The sequence below is a fragment of the Wolbachia endosymbiont (group A) of Bibio marci genome (genome assembly GCF_947251645.1).
In the GTDB taxonomy this organism is placed as follows: Bacteria; Pseudomonadota; Alphaproteobacteria; order Rickettsiales; family Anaplasmataceae; genus Wolbachia.
The window spans coordinates 1,263,605-1,284,309 of record NZ_OX366364.1 but is presented as its reverse complement, the minus strand read 5'-3'; the positions used below and the strand labels follow the sequence as shown (position 1 = coordinate 1,284,309).

14 protein-coding genes, 1 tRNA gene and 2 pseudogenes are annotated in these 20,705 nt (G+C 35.0%); 4 read left to right on the top strand and 13 right to left on the bottom strand.

Annotation, left to right across the window (positions count from 1 at the left end; translation table 11 throughout):
- Positions 1-57: 57 nt before the first annotated feature.
- Positions 58-1,431, top strand: coding sequence for a hypothetical protein (locus OPR48_RS06855; protein WP_265025982.1), 1,374 nt, complete (start codon positions 58-60; stop codon positions 1,429-1,431).
- A 9-nt stretch (positions 1,432-1,440) separates the two neighbouring features.
- Here OPR48_RS06855 and OPR48_RS06850 read toward each other — a convergent pair whose 3' ends face one another.
- The 7 genes from OPR48_RS06850 to OPR48_RS06820 form a co-directional block, all read right to left on the bottom strand.
- Positions 1,441-2,256, bottom strand: coding sequence for an SDR family oxidoreductase (locus tag OPR48_RS06850; protein ID WP_265025981.1), 816 nt, complete (start codon positions 2,254-2,256; stop codon positions 1,441-1,443).
- A gap of 5 nt (positions 2,257-2,261) precedes the next feature.
- Positions 2,262-2,906 (bottom strand): alpha/beta hydrolase, encoded by a 645-nt coding sequence (locus OPR48_RS06845; protein WP_320109940.1) that lies wholly within the window; start codon positions 2,904-2,906, stop codon positions 2,262-2,264.
- A 286-nt stretch (positions 2,907-3,192) separates the two neighbouring features.
- Positions 3,193-3,558, bottom strand: a complete 366-nt coding sequence (locus OPR48_RS06840) for a hypothetical protein (RefSeq protein WP_265025979.1) — start codon at positions 3,556-3,558, stop codon at positions 3,193-3,195.
- 119 nt (positions 3,559-3,677) lie between these two features.
- Positions 3,678-5,498 carry an aminopeptidase P family protein gene (locus OPR48_RS06835; protein WP_265025978.1) on the bottom strand — a complete coding sequence of 607 codons (1,821 nt, stop codon included), beginning with the start codon at positions 5,496-5,498 and terminating at the stop codon, positions 3,678-3,680.
- A gap of 8 nt (positions 5,499-5,506) precedes the next feature.
- On the bottom strand, positions 5,507-7,441 hold the full coding sequence (gene mnmG, locus OPR48_RS06830) for a tRNA uridine-5-carboxymethylaminomethyl(34) synthesis enzyme MnmG (RefSeq protein WP_265025977.1): 1,935 nt from the start codon (positions 7,439-7,441) through the stop codon (positions 5,507-5,509).
- A 110-nt stretch (positions 7,442-7,551) separates the two neighbouring features.
- Positions 7,552-8,004, bottom strand: coding sequence for a hypothetical protein (locus tag OPR48_RS06825; protein WP_265025976.1), 453 nt, complete (start codon positions 8,002-8,004; stop codon positions 7,552-7,554).
- A 66-nt stretch (positions 8,005-8,070) separates the two neighbouring features.
- Positions 8,071-8,146 (bottom strand) — tRNA-His (locus OPR48_RS06820).
- Positions 8,147-8,296: 150 nt separating this feature from the next.
- Between OPR48_RS06820 and murJ the strand changes: the two genes are divergently transcribed.
- Positions 8,297-9,796 carry a murein biosynthesis integral membrane protein MurJ gene (gene murJ / locus OPR48_RS06815; RefSeq protein WP_265025975.1) on the top strand — a complete coding sequence of 500 codons (1,500 nt, stop codon included), beginning with the start codon at positions 8,297-8,299 and terminating at the stop codon, positions 9,794-9,796.
- An 89-nt stretch (positions 9,797-9,885) separates the two neighbouring features.
- Here the strand turns inward: murJ and OPR48_RS06810 are convergent, their stop codons facing one another.
- Entirely contained in the window at positions 9,886-10,842 is a 957-nt protein-coding gene (locus tag OPR48_RS06810; protein WP_265025974.1) for an IS5 family transposase, read from the bottom strand.
- An 85-nt stretch (positions 10,843-10,927) separates the two neighbouring features.
- Here OPR48_RS06810 and OPR48_RS07545 point away from each other — a divergent pair.
- Positions 10,928-11,008: pseudogene (locus OPR48_RS07545) on the top strand (WPE palindromic element domain-containing protein); the annotation flags it as partial.
- A gap of 598 nt (positions 11,009-11,606) precedes the next feature.
- On the opposite strand, the gene ubiA reads toward OPR48_RS07545, so the two are convergent.
- From ubiA to OPR48_RS06775, 5 genes and pseudogenes are all read right to left on the bottom strand, one after another.
- Positions 11,607-12,464 carry a 4-hydroxybenzoate octaprenyltransferase gene (gene ubiA / locus OPR48_RS06795; RefSeq protein ID WP_265025972.1) on the bottom strand — a complete coding sequence of 286 codons (858 nt, stop codon included), beginning with the start codon at positions 12,462-12,464 and terminating at the stop codon, positions 11,607-11,609.
- Between the two features lie 3 nt (positions 12,465-12,467).
- Positions 12,468-12,875 carry a ribosome-binding factor A gene (locus tag OPR48_RS06790; RefSeq protein WP_265025971.1) on the bottom strand — a complete coding sequence of 136 codons (408 nt, stop codon included), beginning with the start codon at positions 12,873-12,875 and terminating at the stop codon, positions 12,468-12,470.
- Between the two features lie 9 nt (positions 12,876-12,884).
- Positions 12,885-15,209 (bottom strand): translation initiation factor IF-2, encoded by a 2,325-nt coding sequence (gene infB / locus OPR48_RS06785; protein ID WP_265025970.1) that lies wholly within the window; start codon positions 15,207-15,209, stop codon positions 12,885-12,887.
- Positions 15,210-15,218: 9 nt separating this feature from the next.
- Positions 15,219-16,781 (bottom strand): transcription termination factor NusA, encoded by a 1,563-nt coding sequence (gene nusA, locus OPR48_RS06780; RefSeq protein ID WP_265025969.1) that lies wholly within the window; start codon positions 16,779-16,781, stop codon positions 15,219-15,221.
- Between the two features lie 88 nt (positions 16,782-16,869).
- A pseudogene (locus OPR48_RS06775) lies at positions 16,870-19,943 on the bottom strand (efflux RND transporter permease subunit).
- A gap of 175 nt (positions 19,944-20,118) precedes the next feature.
- Here OPR48_RS06775 and OPR48_RS06770 point away from each other — a divergent pair.
- On the top strand, positions 20,119-20,703 hold the full coding sequence (locus OPR48_RS06770) for a hypothetical protein (protein ID WP_265025968.1): 585 nt from the start codon (positions 20,119-20,121) through the stop codon (positions 20,701-20,703).
- Positions 20,704-20,705 lie beyond the last annotated feature (2 nt).

Below are 20,705 nucleotides of genomic sequence, written 5' to 3'. Positions count from 1 at the left end.
TTTCTTTACTGACTTGCCTATGTATTATAGTATTTGTATGGGTAATGGTTATATAACATGACTTATGAGATAAAAAAGCAACAAATAATAGATCAACAAATTTTTGAAAGTAATATAAAAGATCCGACGAAGTTCTCTCTTAATCAAGAGTATAACTTTGCCAAAAATGATTTGTCAAACAAAACAGATGAACACGAAAGTGATAATCGACTACAGAACTCTAGTGATCATGATTCAGATGATAGTTCCGCTGATGGTAATCAGATGCCTTGTACTGAATCAAGTGATTGGAACTCAAATTCGAGCTGTAGTTCAGATTATTCTTGTTTTTCGGAAGATGGCTCACTTTTAATGGATCTAGAAATACCATTAACTGAAAATGAAGAGAAGCTGATTGATAAATTTTGTGAGAAGATGAAAAAGGTGGAAGAAGAAAATAACAAAGGAAGTGCTTTAAGGCTTACTCAATACATAACAAATGAATATTTAGGGAAAGGGATAAGACTAAATTCATGTTATGGTGATCGTTATAGAACTGTAACAAATTTGATATTTGAAGCAATAATAGATGTTATTAAGAATGAAGGCCTATGCCCTAGCAGTAAAGCGCATGCATTTGGAGGTCAGGATGTTTCCTGTAACAATGAAGATCAAGATGATGACAACACGAATGAAGCACTGGAAGATGGTAATTTAGACATCATAAGAAACACCATTAGGGATTTATTGTTAAAAGGTGGGAAAGTAGAAAGAGGTCTTTTCGATGGTGGTGAGCTAGGACATGTAACTTCTGATTTTGATTATGTCAATGATCTCTTTGCGGAATGTAAGGAAATTGAAAACGATCTAAAAAATGTAGCATATGAAAGTATTGTAAACAAAAATAAGCAAACCCAAAAGGATGAATTAGAAGTAGAGATAGATAATGGATGTTTTTATATAGAATATCCTCAAGATAGTATTGTTGAAGTCGCAAAAATCCTAAGCAATGAAAAGAATGAAGGTTTAAACTTAAGAGTTGGTATACTGCAAATTGGGAAAAGTATAGTAAGAGTTGAAAGCTACAACGGAAAAAGAAATTATCTGGATGTTTGTAAGCAAGGTGTAACATTATCTTTTGATAGTGAAGCAGGAAAAATCAGTATTCATCTAAATCCTAAGAAAAATAGTAATGAAATAGAAGTAAAGATTGATAAGGAGAGCGAAGCAAGGCTTAACGAGTTAGAAGATAAGGGGGAAAATTTAGGAGAAAGCTGTCTTTTAGGAAGAAAAAGTGTTTGGGAAGCTATACGAGATGGAAATTTTGAAAGAAATAGTATACCTAAAGAATCAACTAGCGTAATTGAACAGCCAAATGCTGCAACGAATACTCCACTATCTTCCCTAGAGAACATTCGTCTGAACGGACACAATCACAGAACTAAGCAATAGGCCTATCTATCATTCTAATGTGATTTCAGTTTTTTTTACGTGCAAACTCTTTAATCCCACCTTGTAGTTAGGATAAATTAGAGAGACATTAAGATCTTTTTTAATTTTAACATTACTTACTTTTTTTGATCCTAAATAAAAACTCTGTGCATAATCTGGTAAGGAAGAAACCTCAATTGGCTCTGGAGGGCTAACATTGAGAAGTTTGGCTGCATACATTATCACTTCAGATTGTGTAGTGGGTAAATCATCTGCACAATTGTATATTTCACCAGGTTTTATGTTTTGCATGGAAGAAAATAGAATATTCGATATATCTTCAACGTGAATACGAGAAAAAAAATGCCCTTCCTTTTTCACATTTCTTGCTTTGCCAAGCTGCAAGTCAATTAACACATTCCTACCAGGACCGTATATTCCAGCTAAACGAAAAATATGTACAGGCAATCTGCTATTCAGCCACTTCCTTTCAGATTTAAGGCGCTTTTCTCCTCTGATTTCTATAGGTTTTGTTTTAGATTCCTCATTCACCCAATTACCAGAGTGATCACCATAGACGCTAGTTGCAGACAAATAACCAAACCATTTGATATTTTGCAGACAATCACCGTATCTCTCCACAACATCATCACCATCTGGAGGAATAGAAATTAAAACGTGCGTTGCGCTTTTAAGCAGATCTTGACTAACTTTCTCATAATTAAAGAGGATTACATTTTGTATATTTTTACTTCTTGATGTGCCACTGACTTTCCAACTTAAGTTCAGTAGTTTTTTCGATAAAAATTTAGCTACATACCCATAACCAAAGCAAAACAAGTGCATAGAAGTTAGTTGCTGAAATTTTTCTTGATAAACTCTATACCTAATTTTATTCCCTCTTCATTAATAATATGCCCTAATGCATGAATTGGGTGTCCTTCAACATTTACTCCATTTTCTTTCAGAGCTTTAACCGCTAAGTCGAGGGATGAAAAAGGTACCACGTCGTCAGCATCACCATGGATAACACATATGTTAGGTTTTGATTTGATCTCTGGTACAGTTTTTGAAGGTGAAAGAAACCTACCAGAGTATGCAACAACTGATGCACAGGATTGAGAGCGGGTGAGAGCTGTATGTATTGCAAGCATTGCTCCTTGAGAAAATCCAACTAAAGAAAGTTGCGTATCTTTTAAATTAAGCTCCTTTAATCTTGTATCAATGAAATGATTTACAATTGATGTAGCATTTTTTACTCCATTATATAGCGCTTCCTCACTACGATCTTCCAAGCTGAACCACTGATAACCATCACCTATTTCTCTTTCAAACGGAGCATTGGGTACTGCAAAATATGAACCCAGTAAAAACTTGCTCATAACTTTAGCAAGGTGAATGAAATTATCGCCACTTGAGCCCCAACCATGTAAAAAAACAATCAAATTTTTCTTATTTCCGCCTGCACAAATTTCTGGGCCTTTAAGTTTAATCATCTCTTTTCCTTTTGCATTTATATTTTTATCTAACACTAATTTTCAAATTTGTAAAAACCCATGTGCAATCGTGCTGATACCAAATCTCAGAAATAAGAAAACAAACTAGAAGGAATGCCTTATTATCTATAGCTACAGCCTTAAGCAATGTACCTTATTTATTTACGGAAATTGGTATAATAATGTCATGCAAGTAGTCACACTACTTGCATGACATCAATAATTGATCTCGACTTATAGCCCAACTAGAAAGTTGTACATAGAATGACAGAAATCCAGATGTTATTTATTTACTTTCGATCTTTTCTATCAATTTTTTAACTAAGCCTCTTAGCTTTTTACTGGACTCATCGAGCTCTTGAATCTGCGAGCTGCGCTCTTTCATTAGTTCCTTATAGTTACCTCTTATGTAGTCAATCACTTCCTTCATCTGAGCAATCATCTTGTTAACATCCATACTGCCCAAATCAGGTATCATGCCAGGCATAGCCCCTTCTAACATACCGCCAGCCATAAGCTGCTGAGACATTTGCATAAATGGTTTTAAAGTCTGATTAAGCAATTCAGGATCCTTGGCTAATTTTTCTATTTGCTCTTTGCAAGTATCCATATACTGCTTCATAAATTCATCTTCTTGTCCTTTGTCTATCATAATATGCCTACCTTAAAATACGTATTCTTTATTATATATCGTTTTTAAATTAAAAACAATACAAAATACCTATCACAATTGCATTAATACTTTTTAAACAATAAAAAATGCTCCTTTGCTTATAAAGGGTCACATACTTTCTTTAACCACTCCTTATCTTTAACGCTATTTTCTAAGTTTTCATAGACAAATTGATGGTAGCCATTTATCCATTCAATTTCATCTTTAGTAAGCATTTGCACATCTATTAGCCTTCTATCATATGGAATAGAGGTCAGTTGTTTAAAGTTTAAGAAACCTTTTTCATGTTTATCAACATACATCAGATTTTCAATTCTTATTCCATACTCTCCCGGAATGTAATAGCCAGGTTCGTTGGATAGTATCATGCCTGGTACTAATTTTACTTTATTACTTTTTGATATTGCTTGTGGTCCTTCGTGCACTGATAAATAGCTTCCTACTCCATGCCCTGTACCATGCATATAGTCCATTCCAAATTTCCATAAATGCGTACGTGCCAATATATCCAATTCTCCACCAGTAGCGCCAGAAGGAAAGATGACACTTGCTACAGCAATGTGAGCTTTCAACACTATTGTATAGTGGGTTATTTGCTCATTGGTCGGATTACCAACTACTATAGTTCTTGTCACATCGGTTGTGCCATTAAGGTATTGGCCACCAGAGTCAATCAAATATAGTCCATTTTTCTGAATTACCTTATTCGTCTTACTGCTTGCACGATAGTGAATTATTGCACCATTTTCATTAAATGCGGAAATTGTTGGAAAGCTCAATTGTTTAAACAAATTCTGCTCTTTTCTGTACTCTAAAATCTTTTCTTCAGCTTTGAGCTCAGTGATTCCATTGCCAACATTATTTTCAAGCCAATATAGAAAATTTGTAACTGCTGCTCCATCTTTAATGTGTGCATTTATAGCCCCAGCTATTTCAGTTTGGTTTTTTACTGCTTTATAAATTAGACAAGGATCCTCTCTTTCAGCTACCTGCTTGTTTTCTACTAGACCTTTTTCATTACTTCTTGTCATCCGAGTAGCTTGACTACTTGGATCCATACTTTCTTTTTTTCTGGATTCCAGCGTCACGCGCTGGAATGACACCGAAGCTGATTTTTCACTCAAATAATGGTTATGCAAGGGATCTATTGCATTCATAATACTCATTGGAGTTGTGTTTGGATCTATAACTATTGAATTTAGCTTGTGCAGCGAATTTTCTAGCTCACTAATATCAAAAATATTTACATGGTTATCTAAATTTGCTTCTATAGTCGAATGTTTTTTATCTTGAATAAACAAATCAACATTACCGCTTTTATACAATATAGCACGGCCCAATATACATGGAGTATATTTAGCATTTTCATTTCTTAAATTTAATAACCATGAAATTGAATTTGGATCAGTTAAAAGCACTGCTTCAGCTTCTTTATCTATGCTTTTAGCGACTTTTTCGCATTTGTCCTTACTACTTTCACCAGCATATTTAATAGAATGTAAAACCACTGCTTGTTTTCGATAGTCACTTTTTTTTCCAGCTAAACAGGGTATTAATTTACAGATATTCTCATACTTTCTTATATCTTCTATGGTAAAATATTGCAAATAATAACCTAGTGAGGCAGTCGATGTTAAGTTTGCTTTTATCCATTCGCGTGGATCCTCTTCTTGTATATTATATACTTGAAAATTGCCCCGATCGAGCTGATTGTGAGCTTGTGTGATATAGCGTCCATCTGTAAAAAATTGGCACTTGTTGTTTTTTGTGACAATGAGCAGCCCATTTGTTCCTGTGAAGCCACATAACTTAGTTAGCTCCTCTGAATACTCATTTAAATATTCATCTTTAGTATGCAACATAAATGCGTCAACGTTTATTTCGTGCATAAAAGAACGAAATTCTTCGATTTTTGACATGGAATACCTCACGCAAAACTAGCAGCTACTTTCGTTTTCTTATTCCTAAGGTACACTAATATGCTAACTATCGCTGCGGGAGTGATGCCTTGTATTTGCTTTGCAATGCCAATTGTTGCTGGTTTTATCGTCTGCAACTTTTCTATTACTTCACTTGACAAGCCTTTAACTTGTGAATAGTTGAAGTTGATTGGAATTTGAGTGTTAATTTCCTCTCGTAAAAACTTCATATCCGCTTCTTGCCTTATTAGATAAGGTTTGTATTTTGCTTCAATTTCAACCGCTTCGCATATTTCATTCTTAGTTGCATTATCCGCTTTGGTGTGTCCCATTTTGCCATTCCAGCGCGTGACGCTGCTTAACTCCGGCCATATTTCTTGTAATTTATTCCAGTCGATATTTGGGTAGCTAAGTAAATCTAGTGCCGTTTTTCTTATCCCATCATAAGATATTTTGATACCATAAGACCTAAGCTGCTCAGGAGTAATCGTTAGACTCCCTAACTTCTCTTCAAGCTGCTTAATGGATTCAAGTTTATTCTGTAAAACAGAGTATCTCTCATGCGAAACAAGGGAAATATCATAACCTTTTTGTGTTAATCTTCTATCTGCATTGTCTGACCTGATAGCTAGCCTATATTCTGCACGTGAGGTAAATAATCTATAAGGCTCGATCACCCCTTTGGTGACCAAATCGTCTATCATTACGCCGATATACGAATCTGTACGATGGAGAACAAAGCTTTCTTTTTTTTCAGATGCAGAAAGTGCTGCGTTAATTCCAGCGATAATTCCTTGCCCTGCTGCTTCTTCATATCCAGTAGTGCCATTAATTTGGCCGGCGAAATATAGACCTTTGACTTTCTTAGTTTCAAGAGTATGAAATAGCTCTCGTGGGTCAATATAGTCATATTCAACCGCATACCCAGGCCTTAGTATTTCTGCATTTTCAAGTCCCTTGATACTATTTATCATTTCACGCTGCACTTCAATAGGCAATGAATTTGAAATTCCATTTGGATATATAGTGTTATCGTCAAGCCCTTCTGGCTCTAGAAATATTTGGTGACTATTTTTTTCTGCAAATTTATTAACTTTAATTTCAATGGATGGGCAGTATCTTGGTGCAACAATGTCATCTAAATATGAGGAAGTTGACCTGTGAAGATTCTCTCGAATTATTTTATGCGTATTTTCATTAGTATGGGTAATAAAGCATGGTACCTGGGGTTGGTTAATTTTTTCTGTTAAGTAAGAAAACGGCACAGGTGGATTATCACCCACTTGTTCTTGCAATATTGACCAGTTTATAGTATTACGATCAAGCCTTGGTGGAGTTCCGGTACGCAGTCTACCTAATTTGAAATTATATTTCTTCAACGTATTTGCAAGTTCTACGGCAGACTTATCTCCCATTCTCCCTGAAGGAGTTGTTTGCTCTCCTATATGAATTACACCTTGCAGGAAAGTTCCCGTAGTTAAAACAACTTTACCTGTTAGTATACTTTCACCAGAACTTGTTATTACAGCTTTAATGTACAATTCTCCATTGTTATTACTCTCTATAAGAAAATCGTCAACTGACTCTTCTTTTACCGTCAAATTGTTATAATTTAGAATAATTTCCTGTATTGCTTGCTTGTACAATTTTCGATCTGCCTGTGCACGTGGTCCCCATACTGCTGCACCTCTGCTGCTATTTAAAATGACTGAGTGTATGCTTGCTTGATCGATTGCTCTTCCCATTATTCCATTAAGAGCGTCAACTTCCCTAACTACAACACCCTTTGCAACTCCTCCGATTGCTGGATTGCAGGACATTTCTCCTATAGTTGAAATTTTATGAGTTATAAGCAGCGTGTTTGCACCAAGGCGAGCTGCCGCAGCAGCCGCTTCGCACCCTGCATGACCACCACCTACTACTACTACATCATATTTATGCATGCTTTTTAAGTAATTCGTACCCTACTAATATTCCGATTATCAGCGGTTAATGTCAAATCTTGTTATTCCAATGTTGCACACTGGAATAACAGAAACCTTACTTGATTAGCTTAAACTGGCTCATACCCCTTCCCTTTCGAAGAAAAGTGCTCAATTATAGGTGATATAATGTGCTCATTCACTTTTTCAGCTATTGGTACTATAATATTTTCCATTGCAAGAGACGCTATAATTGGCGCAATTACTCCTATTGTTGCACCTGCTAAAGCTGCAGATCCCATTCCAACCATTGCACCAGGAAAAATAGCAGTTGCGGCTGCAGCAAGGCCAACTCCGATTGCAGCGCTTGTAACGCAGACACCAGCAAGCATGAAAAGATCTTTTTTGGAGAATTCTCCTTTTTTTACACTATCATATATACCATGTGCACTAACTAATATTGCAGGAATGGCGGCAATAATTCCACCTATAACCAAAGGTGACAAAGCTGTAAAACTCAATCCCAAACCTGTCAATGCTCCTATTACTGATACTATACCACAGGCTATTAAAAATTCTTTCATACACCCTCCCTAATTAATTTGATATGTTACCATTTGTTCATATCTCCGTCAAGCAGAAAATTTTAGTGGGGCGAGCGACCAGGATCGAACTGGCGACATTCAGTACCACAAACTGACGCTCTACCAACTGAGCTACGCCCGCCAAGATATAAAATTTCTAACATAAGAGCGCAAATAGTCAATTGATTATTTAACTCTCCTTTTGCAGAGGGTTTTAAGTTTAGCCAATAAATATTTTCATTGATACTTTTACCATTATAGTTAATTGTATTGACACTAATGAAGTAGTGGTATGTTTAAAAGTATTTTCACATTTAGTTTTTTTACGGCTATTTCAAGGATCTCAGGGTTAATAAGAGATGTATTGATTGCTACGGTTATTGGTGCGAACTCTCTTGCAGACATATTTTTTTCTTCGTTTCGTTTTGCCAATCTATTTCGAGCATTTTTTGCAGAAGGAGCGTTCACTACCTCATTCATACCGTTATACTCAGCAGAATCACATGATAATAAGAAGGCATTTAATTTTGCAAGTAGTGTAATATCCATTACGTTTATTATCTTAGTAATTTTTTGCCTTATCATGCAAACTTTCTCCCCTTATATGATTCAAATTTTTGCTCCTGGATTTGACCAAAGTAAGTTTACCCTTACTGTTACTTTATCAAGAATTATGATGCCCTACATAATCTTTGTTTCAATTGCATCACTTATTGGTGGAATGCTGCAAGTAAAGCAGCATTTTGCTTCAACAGCTATTGCACCAATTGTTTTGAATCTCTGTTTAATCATCAGTTTATTTGTGCCTTACGTAAAAACTCCAGCGCACAACCTTTCTATAGCTGTCCTTATAGGAGGGATTTTACAGTTACTTCTGATACTGTTTAGTGCATACAAGTTAAAGGCAGCTTTTTCTTTTAGCCTTGAATTAAGCAATGAAATAAGGTTGTTTTTTAAGCGTGTGATACCTGCAATTATCAACAATTGTGTAACTCAAATAAGCTTATGGATTGATACAATCATGGCAAGTTTTATACCAAATGCGGTGTCCTATATATATTATGCCGATAGACTAAATCAACTACCGCAGGGAATAATCGGTACTGCAATTGGTACAGTGCTTCTTCCTTTAATTTCAAAACAGGTGAATAATACTGAAAATATAGTCAAAATACAGAACAAGGCTCTCAACATAGGATTAATGTTAATTATGCCAACAACTGCTGCCTTTATCATTATTCCCGACATAATTTTACTTACGCTTTTTTCTTACGGCCGGTTTGATCATTATGCAGTGCAACAAACTGCTCCCACGTTAATAGCATTTTCTTTTTCTTTACCTGCATTTATTATAAATAAAGTATTGCTACCTACATTTTTTGCTAAAGGCAATCTGAAAATACCAACCATATTTTCGCTAATGTGCCTTGGAATTAATGTAGTGCTAAACCTTTTGTTAATGAACGAGTATCAGCATACGGGGATTGCTATTGCTACTTCCGTTTCCACTTGGATAAACTCCATTCTATTAATTAGTTATTTAACAATAAATAAAATGTATAAGGTTAGCCAAGCGTTATTGTTAAATGTCATGAAAATTTTTGTAGCAACGGTAGTTATGTCAATAGTTCTTTATGTTGCTAATTCCTTATCGGCAGGATTATTTTTTGATAAAATGTTGGCTCGTATTGTTTATTTAACGACTTTAATAGCTTTGAGTGTTATTGTTTATTTTGGTACTCTTTACCTAACTTTTAGAGGAAGTTTAAAAACATGTATAAATGTAATCTGAAGGTACAACAAATGGTGTCATCCCAGTGCTTGACACTGGGATGGCTTTGTTGCATCGCACCTTATACTGGTAGTAATTTACGATAAATATCATGTAGCCATTTCAAATTTAGCCATACCAATTTCAGTAAATTGATTAAGCAAATAGCACTTAATCAGCAATTCTTTTTCGCGATTTACTTCGGATTTATTCCTAAAGCTGAATCCAAATATTTGCTTTAATCTTGAGAAAAACCCTTCAATATAAGATCTTTTCCCATAATTTACTTCTTTTTTCCATTCTTTCACGCCATCTTCACCGTATAATTTTATTAACCTAATAGCAGCATTTCTGTCAGACATATAATCTATTTCTGGATGTTCTGCCGCATTGTTTATTGGTGGAATTTTTGCCTTTACATCATATTCGTGACACAATTTGTAAAATTTGTGCCTATCATATGCCCTATCTGCATATAGTGCTTTTATGACATGCTGAAAATTAACTTCTTTAAGCAAATCGCAAGCTCCATAGTGATCAGAGTAGACACCGTTACTGTATTTTACAGCTATGGCTTTTTTGCTGTTTATATTCAACATTACATGCAATTTTCTTGTCTGTTCATAGCCACGATATTTTCTGTTAGCGCTATTTTCCTTGCTGTGACCAGGGGTATTGTTGTAAATGCTGATACCTGTACTATCTATAGCAATTTCGATATCTTCCATATTATTTTTATCAATTCTGCAATCATTGATCTTAATATTAAGTTTCTTAAACCTTCTTGATGCTTGTGAATAGCTGATAACTGCTAAATCTCTTCCTATTTGTTGCATATATCCTTTTATAAACCCCACCGTTTGTCTTAAACCAATTCTAAAAAGATTGACAATTATATGCACCAAAATCACAACTTTATCACTGTAAATATAGTTGCCGCCTTGCATTTTTGGACTATTTTCATACCAATTTTCTATGGCTTCATTGATATAATGAAAAATATTTCCTCTTTCCTGGAGAAATTTGTTATATTCATTTTGGTTACTGACTTTCATTTTCTGTGGCATATTTTTTCTTCAACAGTTAAATGGTTATTTATAATGAATTTTGTCAGTAGCCACCAGATTTTTTCGGTTGCTATGCAACAAAGCCCACTGGGATCCAGAAAACTTAATTCTAACCAAGTGGCTGCATAATAAAGACTGGATGCCAGTGTCAAGCACTGGCATGACAGCAGTCCTACGTCATACCGTCACGGTATCTCTAGATCCCGCTAACAAGCAGCGGGATGACGGTTGTTGTTTGGCTATAAATGTTTAAGAAATTTACCAAATGGAAAAAAAGGCAAAAGAAGCCCCGTGGTTATTATCCGCTTTAAAATATTGGCGTTTTTTATGTTTTAAACGCTTGACAAGCGAAATTCAGCTGCTTTTAATTGCAACTAACTTACGCTGCAAATGTTTAAGAAATTTACCAAGCAGAAAAAAAGACAAAGAATCCCCGAGTTAGCTAGTCTTTTACTATCTCTGTCGAGTATTGGCATTTTTTGATGTCTTGTAACGCTTTATAAGCGCGTTCAGCTTATTTAGATAAAAATCTAGATGTAGATGAAGTTTTGTAAAGACATACAGTATCTATATACTGCAAAAAATTGAACATAAGACGCCGATACATTAAGTAATCCTTACCTTTTAATCTGCAGATTGGCGAAAGCAAATACAATAGCTTCAGTTTCATGATAAGGGGGCTGGCGGAGGGTGTCAAGCAAGTTTTTTCGTTTCTGCGGGCTACCTGAGTTTATTGACTTCATTAGAGCCAAAACTCTTGGGACCTAGGTGATAATTCTATCTAAAAGGATGCCAAAAAAGAGAAGCAACCCTACGTAGGAATTATTTTTAAATATGGACATGCATTGACTGGGATCGTCAGGATTGAAATTTTTGTATTGGCGGTGAAATATGAACCCTACAGCAAGTAGAGCAATATAAAAAATGTTATTTAATGATGATAAAATGCCAGCGTATAGCCATGCCATAAAAGATATTAAGTAAAATCTTTTCAACCAAGATTTTGTTGTATCACCAAAATATAATGCGGTAGATTTCATTCTGAGTTTTTCATCATCTTTTTTATCTTGATGAGCGTATATGGTGTCATAACCAAGCGTCCAAAAGACGCATCCTATATAAAACAGCAAGGATTCTATACTGATCTGGTTTGTTATTGCTGCTGAGCCCATGAGCGATCCCATATTGAAGGTAAACCCTAAGAACAATTGTGGCCACCAAACATACCGCTTTAATAAAGGGTAAGTAGCTATCATACACATTGAGATTATTCCAAGTATGAGTGTAGTTTTATTAGTTAATAATAAGATTACCAGGGCAATAGACAGTAACAGTGAAAGTAAAGCTAAAGCCTGCTTTATGTTTAATGCACCACTTGCAAGTGGCCTATATTTTGTTCGTTCAACGTGCGCATCTATTTCTCTATCGAAAATGTCATTGATTATGCACCCTGCAGGTCTCATTAAAAATGCACCTATAGTAAACAAAACAAGGAGAAAAAGAGCCTGATACGATAGAGAAGTTGAGGCTAAAAGAATACCGCTCAAACTGGGAAATAGCACAAGCCACAAACCTGTTAAACTGTGCAATCTCATTAATGAAAAGTAACGATTGAAATGCATTAATTAAGTGTGATTATGTAATATTTTGCTTACATTGACAAAATTATCGAACGCTAAATCAGGCTTGAAAACTAACTCAGGTATAAATCGCAAATCAACATAACACAATATAGATTTACGTATTGACCATGCAGATTGGTTCATTTCATTAACAACAGTGTTAATATCACAGTTATTCTCAGAAGGATCTCCAGTGTGTGACCACGTACTTTTTTCTGGATCTAAGTAGTCAGCTACTTGGATATTCAATAAAGATAACACAATATATACATCTGCTTTTTTCAAATCTTTACTTAATTTTACGTCAGATACTGCTACATTTTTATTGAACACCTTACCTTCCATTAGGACTCTTGATATTGCTCTATGCAATACCGATGCTATTTTTAGGTTTCTAATTTCCTTTTTCATATCCAGCTACTATAACACCCTTTCTTCTTGCACTAATTGATAAGCTTCCAAAATATCTCCAACTTTAATATCGATATTACCCTCTAGTGATACTCCGCATTCAAAGTTTACACCTACTTCTTTAACATCATCTTTAAATCTACGTAGTGCTTTTAACTTTCCTTCATGCACCAATTTGCCACCACGCACTACCTTAATTAAGGAATCTTTTTTTATGACTCCATCACTTACATAACATCCAATGATATTACCAGCTTTAGGTACATTAAATATTTGCCTTACAGATGCAGAACCAACACGAACCTCTCGTGTAATAGGCTTTAACATTTTAGTTAAATACATTCTCATGTCGTCAATGAGCTCGTATATTATGTTATAAGTATGTATTTCTATACCTTTTTGTTTTGCCAAATCCCTTATTTTTGAGTCCACTTTTACATTAAAAGCTAAAATTACTGCACTTGATGCTTCTGCAAGCAGCACATCTGAATCTGTTATCCCTCCTACTGCTTTGTGTAGGATATTTAATTTCACTTGGTCTTTACCGAGTTTATCAATTGAACTTGATATTGCTTCAATAGAACCAGTTACATCGCACTTTAAAACTACAGATAGTTCTTCTGTTTTACTGTCATTACGACTGAATATATCTAAATTATTGTCGCCCAAATCTTCTTTCTTTTTCTTGATCAACTCTAGCCTGTATTCAACAATTTCACGCGCCTGCTTTTCAGAATTTACAACAACAAATTTATCTCCAGTATTTGGCACACCATTTAGACCAGTAATTTCAATTGGAGCGGAGGGTAGCGCTGCTTTTTCTCTTTGACCAAGGTGATTAACCATACTACGTACTTTACTGTATGTTGTACCAACTACCAATATATCACCAACCTTTAACGTTCCTTCCTCAACTATCAACGTAGCTGATATTCCTTTTGCTTTATCTATTTTGGATTCTATTACCCATCCAAGTGCTCGACAATCTTCTATTGCTTCTAGCTTCATTAATTCAGCGATTAACAAAATTGCCTCTTCTAGTTTATCTAAATTAGTTTTCTTTTTTGCTGATACTGGCACAATTATAACATCACCACCAAGCTCTTCAGGAATGAGATCATATTGAGGCAAACTATTAATTATTTTTTCTACATCACCAGGCTCAGATTTATCAATTTTATTAATAGCAACTATAATAGAAACATTTGCTGCTTTTGCATGATTTATTGCTTCAACTGTTTGTTTCATGATTCCATCGTCAGCTGCAACTACTATTACAACTATATTAGTAATATTGGCACCACATGCACGCATCGCAGTGAACGCTTCATGTCCTGGTGTATCAATGAAAGTAATTTTTTGCTTATCTTTTGTCGTTATTTGATAAGCACCTATGTGTTGAGTTATGCCACCTGACTCTCTTTCTGCAACATTAGATTCACGAAATGCATCGAGCAATGAGGTTTTACCATGATCCACGTGGCCCATAAAAGTGACGATTGGTGGTTTAAGTTTTTTAAGCAGGCTTTCTCTGCCTTCTATAAAAAATAAATCCTTTTCTTTGTTGGCATCGCTCACTCGTTTGGCCGTATGATTAAATTTTTTCACTATTTCACATGCTATATCTGGATCCACCAGATCATCTACTCTATAACTCTCACCAACTTCTTCTTTGAACATTTTTAGCACACTCTTGCTATCTTCTGCCATACGAATAGATAACTCCCTGATAGTTATTTTGTCTAGTACAATAACTTCTCTTGATATATTTTTACCCTTAGTAAACTTTGACTTTCTACCTCTTATACCAAATCTTTGCTTAAATACAGGGGGTTGTTCAGTTTTTTCATCTATTGCCTGTGCAATTACCAGTTTAGAATGCTTAGAATATATATCTTTGTTGACTTTAGAAGACTTTTTATCGTCGCCCTCATAGTCAATATTATCTTCTCTTAGTTCAACTAAGTGAGTATCACTTAAAACTTTCTTATTTATTTCTTTAGATAAAGCGTCCGCTTCATTTTTCTCGTCAATCTCTTTATTGCTGTCTTCTTTTGCTGTTTTCTCTTTTTCTTCTCTCTGATTTCTTTCTTTCAGCAAAGCAGCATTCTGCACAGCATTAATGCGGAAAATTTGTTCTTTCTCTGTTAAAGAACATAATTTACTCTCGTCAAATAAATTATGTTCTTCTGCATCATGAGATTTTTTTCTTCTTTTTTTTACTACTGTAGCTCCAGTACTTGGGCTAGCTGAAGAGTTTAAATTGAGGTCTAATTTAAGCTTGCTTAAGCCTTGGAGCGTTAATTTTTTATTACTGATATCTTCATTATTCATATTATTTTATTATATTAATCCAAGCTTTTTACGTGCTTCTATGATTATTGAATCTACTGTATCTTTTAGATTTTCTTTGCTATCAGCTGAGGAAGAGAGCATGCTGCAAAACTCATAACTTGATAAATCTGCTATGTCCTCTAAAGTCTTAATATCATGTTTACTAAGAGCAATTTTATTGTCTATTGATAAAGTTAAATTGATTACATCATCTTCCATACCTAAACTTTTTAGCTCTTCTATTTTTCTATCATTTTCTGTTTTCAGGTACTTGTTTGCTCTATTATGAAGTTCGTTTGCAATATCTTCATTAAAGCCCTCTATTGAAGCAAGCTCTTTAATTGAAGCGCTGGATATATCTTCTACGCTTGAAAAACCTTCTGTTACCAATAGCTGACCCATAATCTCTTCTAAGTTTAAAGCTTCAGCAAATAAAGCTGAACATTGACTAAGTTCTTTACTTCGCCTTTCTGATTCTTGCTGAGTGCTTAATATCTCAATTTTCCATCCAACAAGCTCTGAAGCTAATCTTACATTCTGGCCCTTTTTTCCTATAGCTAAACTCAATTGATCTTCAGCAACTATTAACTCTATGCAATTTTCATTTTCATCAATAATAACCTTCGATACTTCTGCAGGAGTAATGGCTTTAATAACAAATTGACCCAAATCTGAGGAGTAATTTATAACGTCAATTTTTTCACCATTTAATTCGTGTATAATAGTTTTTATTCTATCTCCCTTAACTCCAACACAAGCACCTACTGGATCAATGTTCTTGTCAGGAGAGAAAACAGCGACCTTAGACCTTGAGCCGGCGTCTCTAGCTATACCTTTAATTGTTACTAACCTGTCAGCAATTTCTGGTATTTCTTGATTTAATAATGCCTCTAAAAAGCCTTCATGAGTCCTAGAAAGAATAATTTGACGTCCATCATCAGAGCGCTTAACAGTCTGTATGTAAGCTTTAACCTTATCGCCTTCACGAAATGATTCACCACCGGTCAAATTTCGCAAAGGAAGGTATGCCCTAGTGCCATTTATGTCTATAATAAGATCTGAATATTCTACTTGTTTAACAATACCATACCTTATTTCTCCCGCCTTATCTTTAAATTCCTCATATTGCTTTTTTGACTCTTCATCTTTAATTATTTGAGCAATCTTCTGCTGGGCAATTCTTGCTGAAGCAAGATCAGTGTTAAGAGAGAGCAATTCACTAACAGTATCTCCAATTTTTGCATCTCCTTTTATTAATTTAGCTTGTGTAAGCGTAATTGATTCATACTCAGTGTTCTCTTCTTCATTTGATTCGTCATCAATAACTTTTAGTTTTCTGTATGAAGTAACTTTGCCTGTATTTCTATCTATATTAACTACAATTTTACTTTTGCTACCATATTTTTGATAAGCCACTGCTTCTATAGCACTTTCTAGTGCCTTTATTACAACATCAAAAGCCAAACCTTTTTGAAGTGAAAGCTCTCCTGCTGTTTTTATTACATCAAGGCTTCCAACTATGTTATTCTTGTTACTTTTCTGCTTAACACTGCTTTTACGATTAGCAATCATAATAAATAAATCCAATGTAATTAGTTATAATTATAGCTTCAACGGGCAAAGAACGCTATCTTAAATGTTAAATGATTGCTAATTTAAGTCAAGTTTTTTCATGTCTTTGTATGACAAGCAACGCAGGAGTAAAGAATAAAGTTAAAACCGTTGCAGCCAATATTCCACTTGCTATGGTTGTTGAAATGTCAACCCACCACTGGCTTGATGGAGCATCATATGTGATTTGTAGCGTAAAAAAATTGATATTTAACCTGGTAATCATCGGTATTAAACCAAGAACTGTGGTTGCAACGGTAAGCAATATTGGCCTAACGCGAGAAATTGCAGCGTTTATTACACATCGCTTGATGTCATTTTTGTGTACCTTAATTTGGTGACGAAAGGCATCAAGCAATAGTATGTTATTATTCACTATAATTCCTGCCAAAGCAATTATCCCCACTCCACACATAACAACTACGAAAACTTGTTGGATAAGAAAGAAAACAAAAAACACACATGTGGTGGATAAAAACACTGCTGTCATTACGATAAATGTATGGTATACATTATTAAACTGTGTCACTAATACCAATATCATTAGTGTAATCGCTAATATAAAAGCCTTTAACAAAAATGCTCCTGATTTTTGTTGATCTTCTTTGTCGCCTTTAAAATCAATTTTTACTCCCTTGTCCCAATCCTGGGCAATAGAATTCTGAATGAACTTTACTCTTTCATCAACAAGATAGCCAGTATCCACATCAGCGGAAATTGTCACTGTACGTAATCCATCAATCCTATTTAGTTTGTTTACCTTTTTTTCGGGAGCATATTTTACTATGTTGCTCATAGGATACGGGCCATTAACTGTATTGATAAAAAGATTATCTATAGTCTTCATGTTGCGGTCCCTTCTGGGGAAACGGAGTACAATATCGATTTCTTCATCCGTGTTATTTGGTCTATATTTTCCAATCAACACTCCATTTGTAACCATCTTTATAAAATCGCCAATGGTTGCAACACTTACTCCAGAACTTGTAGCTTTACTCTTATCAACACTCATATTCCACTCTATTTCAGGTGCTGATCTGCTATCTTGAATATTTATAAACCCGGATGAAGGTTGGTCCATAATTTTTAGAATTTTCTCTGCTGCTAAATTCAGATTGGATGCACTTCCGCTGAGGTTAATTTGTATTGGCTTGTCAGCCGACGGTCCTGACTTTTCCTCTTGAACATTAATTATTATTCCTTTCATGTCTTGCACACTGCTTCTTATATCGTTTAATATGTGCTTAGCTTTGCGCCTGAAGCGCCAATCCATAAGTTCTAGTTGAATTCTGGCGATAACGTTGTCTGAAAATGCTCCTGATCTGGCATAAGAAACATGAATTTCTTTTTCAACGCTCAAAATGCGTTCTTCCACTTCTTTTAGTATCAAATCTCGTTCTTTGGCTGATAAGCTTTCTTTTGCTTTAACACTGATTAAAATATTATCTGAATCCACTTTCGGAAAAAACTTCACTCCAGGACCAAAGGTAAAGTACAGCACACTAAATGAAAACAGGACGAATACAGTAGCACATATGAATTTTTTAGGATGATCTAAAACCTTCTCTAGCATGCGTATGTAAGCTCTTATTATAGGCCCAGCATTTTTTATCTCACCACTTTCTATAGCACTCATTTTTTTTATTTCTTTTTTTGAAGTTATTGAAGGCTTACCAAATATTGCACCAAGTGTTGGTATAAAAACCAAAGCCATAATGAGCGATCCAGTCAAAGTTAGAATTATTGTAATTGGTATGTACTGCATGAATTTACCAACAGTATCAGGCCAGAATAATAGAGGAAAAAACACTGCTAATTTAGTTAACGTCGATGATAGAACCGGATAAAACATATCGCGAACTGAAGTGTGAAAGGCTTCTACTTTGTCCATTCCGCAGATCATCTTTCTATCGGCATATTCGCTGATCACAATTGCATCATCAACCAGCATGCCAACAGCCATGATTAAACTGAAGAGCACAACGATATTTAAGGTTATGCCCATAAAGTAAAGAGCTATTATCCCAATGAGAAAGGAACCGGTTATCGAGAGTGCCACAAGAATAGCAATCCTTGTTCCCATAGAAAGCATCATTATGATCAATATTAACAACACAGCAAATATTATGCCGTTTTCCAAGTCATCAAGCACATCGCGGACGTTTTTTGACTGGTCATTTAAGTACACCACTTTTAAATTTTCAGGTAATTGATCTTTTGCCTTATCCATTAAGTATTTTACTTGATTTACTGTGTCATTATGTTTTTTCCGTTACGTTTTGAAATTTCTAGCACGACACTAGGTAATCCATTAATGCGAGCAAATCCTTGGTGATCCTCGAACCTAGGGTATACTTTTGCTATATCTTTGATTCTCAAAACTGCATCGCCTTGAGATCTAATAGGAATATTCATAATATCTTCTATATCTTTTAATAACCCTGATATTTTAATCGAATATTTACCGGTATCATTTTCCAGTGACCCAGCTCCCACTAGTCTATTATTGCTTGATATAGCTTGGAATATTTCGTTTGATTGAATGTTATATTTTGTTAGAACTGTGGGCTCAACTATCACTTCTACTGTTTCTTTACGCATACCCGCTACTTCAACTTTGAGAACATTTGGCAGAGACTCTATTTCTTTCTTTAGCTTGCGTGCTATTTCAGTTAAGGCTCTTTCTGGCAAATTACCAATTAAGCCGACATTGAGTATCGGAAATAAGCTCAAGTTTATTTCATTGATTATCGCAGATTCTGCTTCAACAGGTAACTTCGATTTTATGTTTGAAAGCTTTGAACGGACATTATCGAGCACTTCTTTATTATCATACTCTGTTCCAAATTCGAGTATCATGTGAGCACCATCATTAGTCGCGAATGCCTTTAGTTCTCTTACACCTTCGATGGATCTTAGTTCGTTTTCTATAGGAAGCACTAATAGCTTTTCACTATCTTGAGCAGAAATCCCAGGAAGTCCAACAAACACGCTGATTATAGGAATCTGTATATCAGGATTACTTTCCCTTGGCATTTTTACATAAACGTATGAACCGAAGATAAAAATTACTATAAGTAATAATACCACCGCCCTGTTTCGCTCTATGAGTAAGCTCTGCATGTTGAATGTTAACTGAATATGTGCGTTTGTACAATATTATAGTCGAGATACATTGCATATTAATTAATCCTTGTATAGCTTTAAAACTTTACGCAAATAATTAAAATTTTCGCAAAATTGCAAGTATAAGAAAATTTCTGTATAATAATTCTAGAACAGCATTTGAGAGGTTATTATGGTGGCAATTTTAAATGTAACAAAAGGCAAGAGAAAAGTTATTGTGTCTGGATTAGCTGGAGCTTTATCAGCTTTAATATTTTTAACAGCAATCCACATTGCCGCAAAGATAGCCATTATCATTTCTGCTGCTGTGGTTACTTACTTATTACTTTCGCTGATTCATAAAATAAGAACTAAAAAAGAACGGCCTGCTGAAATTACTGGTGTTTCAGAAGATGAAGGGTATAGCAGTGTTGATGAAGGTGAAGAAAAAGATATGGAAATATCCGAAAAAGAACCAAAAAGAACTGAAACTGAGCTAGAAGAAATAATGAGGAAAAGAGCAGAAGAAGAAATGAAAAATGGATTACCTAAACATATGGACCTTGACGGTAACTCACTTGCTGGGGCTGATGATACAAGTCAGACTAAATACGCAACGAACTATATGAATTTAATGCGATCCCCTCCTATGCATATGAATGGATGTTACCAAGAAGTCAAAGAACCTACCAAGGCTCCGAGGACTTTTTTCAGTGATAACTTAATGAGAATGCCAGAGCAGCTAACTATGGAAGGTGTTGTTAACCAACGTGATTAGAG

Bases quoted from the DNA above. Each gene is read 5' to 3' on its own strand.
- OPR48_RS06845 (WP_320109940.1), bottom strand. From the start codon at position 2,906: ATGATTAAACTTAAAGGCCCAGAAATTTGTGCAGGCGGAAATAAGAAA.
- murJ (WP_265025975.1), top strand. From the start codon at position 8,297: ATGTTTAAAAGTATTTTCACATTTAGTTTTTTTACGGCTATTTCAAGG.
- nusA (WP_265025969.1), bottom strand. From the start codon at position 16,781: ATGATTGCTAATCGTAAAAGCAGTGTTAAGCAGAAAAGTAACAAGAAT.
- OPR48_RS06810 (WP_265025974.1), bottom strand. From the start codon at position 10,842: ATGCCACAGAAAATGAAAGTCAGTAACCAAAATGAATATAACAAATTT.
- OPR48_RS06855 (WP_265025982.1), top strand. From the start codon at position 58: ATGACTTATGAGATAAAAAAGCAACAAATAATAGATCAACAAATTTTT.
- OPR48_RS06825 (WP_265025976.1), bottom strand. From the start codon at position 8,004: ATGAAAGAATTTTTAATAGCCTGTGGTATAGTATCAGTAATAGGAGCA.
- OPR48_RS06840 (WP_265025979.1), bottom strand. From the start codon at position 3,558: ATGATAGACAAAGGACAAGAAGATGAATTTATGAAGCAGTATATGGAT.
- OPR48_RS06835 (WP_265025978.1), bottom strand. From the start codon at position 5,498: ATGTCAAAAATCGAAGAATTTCGTTCTTTTATGCACGAAATAAACGTT.
- OPR48_RS06790 (WP_265025971.1), bottom strand. From the start codon at position 12,875: ATGAAAAAGGAAATTAGAAACCTAAAAATAGCATCGGTATTGCATAGA.
- ubiA (WP_265025972.1), bottom strand. From the start codon at position 12,464: ATGCATTTCAATCGTTACTTTTCATTAATGAGATTGCACAGTTTAACA.
- infB (WP_265025970.1), bottom strand. From the start codon at position 15,209: ATGAATAATGAAGATATCAGTAATAAAAAATTAACGCTCCAAGGCTTA.
- OPR48_RS06770 (WP_265025968.1), top strand. From the start codon at position 20,119: ATGGTGGCAATTTTAAATGTAACAAAAGGCAAGAGAAAAGTTATTGTG.
- mnmG (WP_265025977.1), bottom strand. From the start codon at position 7,441: ATGCATAAATATGATGTAGTAGTAGTAGGTGGTGGTCATGCAGGGTGC.
- OPR48_RS06850 (WP_265025981.1), bottom strand. From the start codon at position 2,256: ATGCACTTGTTTTGCTTTGGTTATGGGTATGTAGCTAAATTTTTATCG.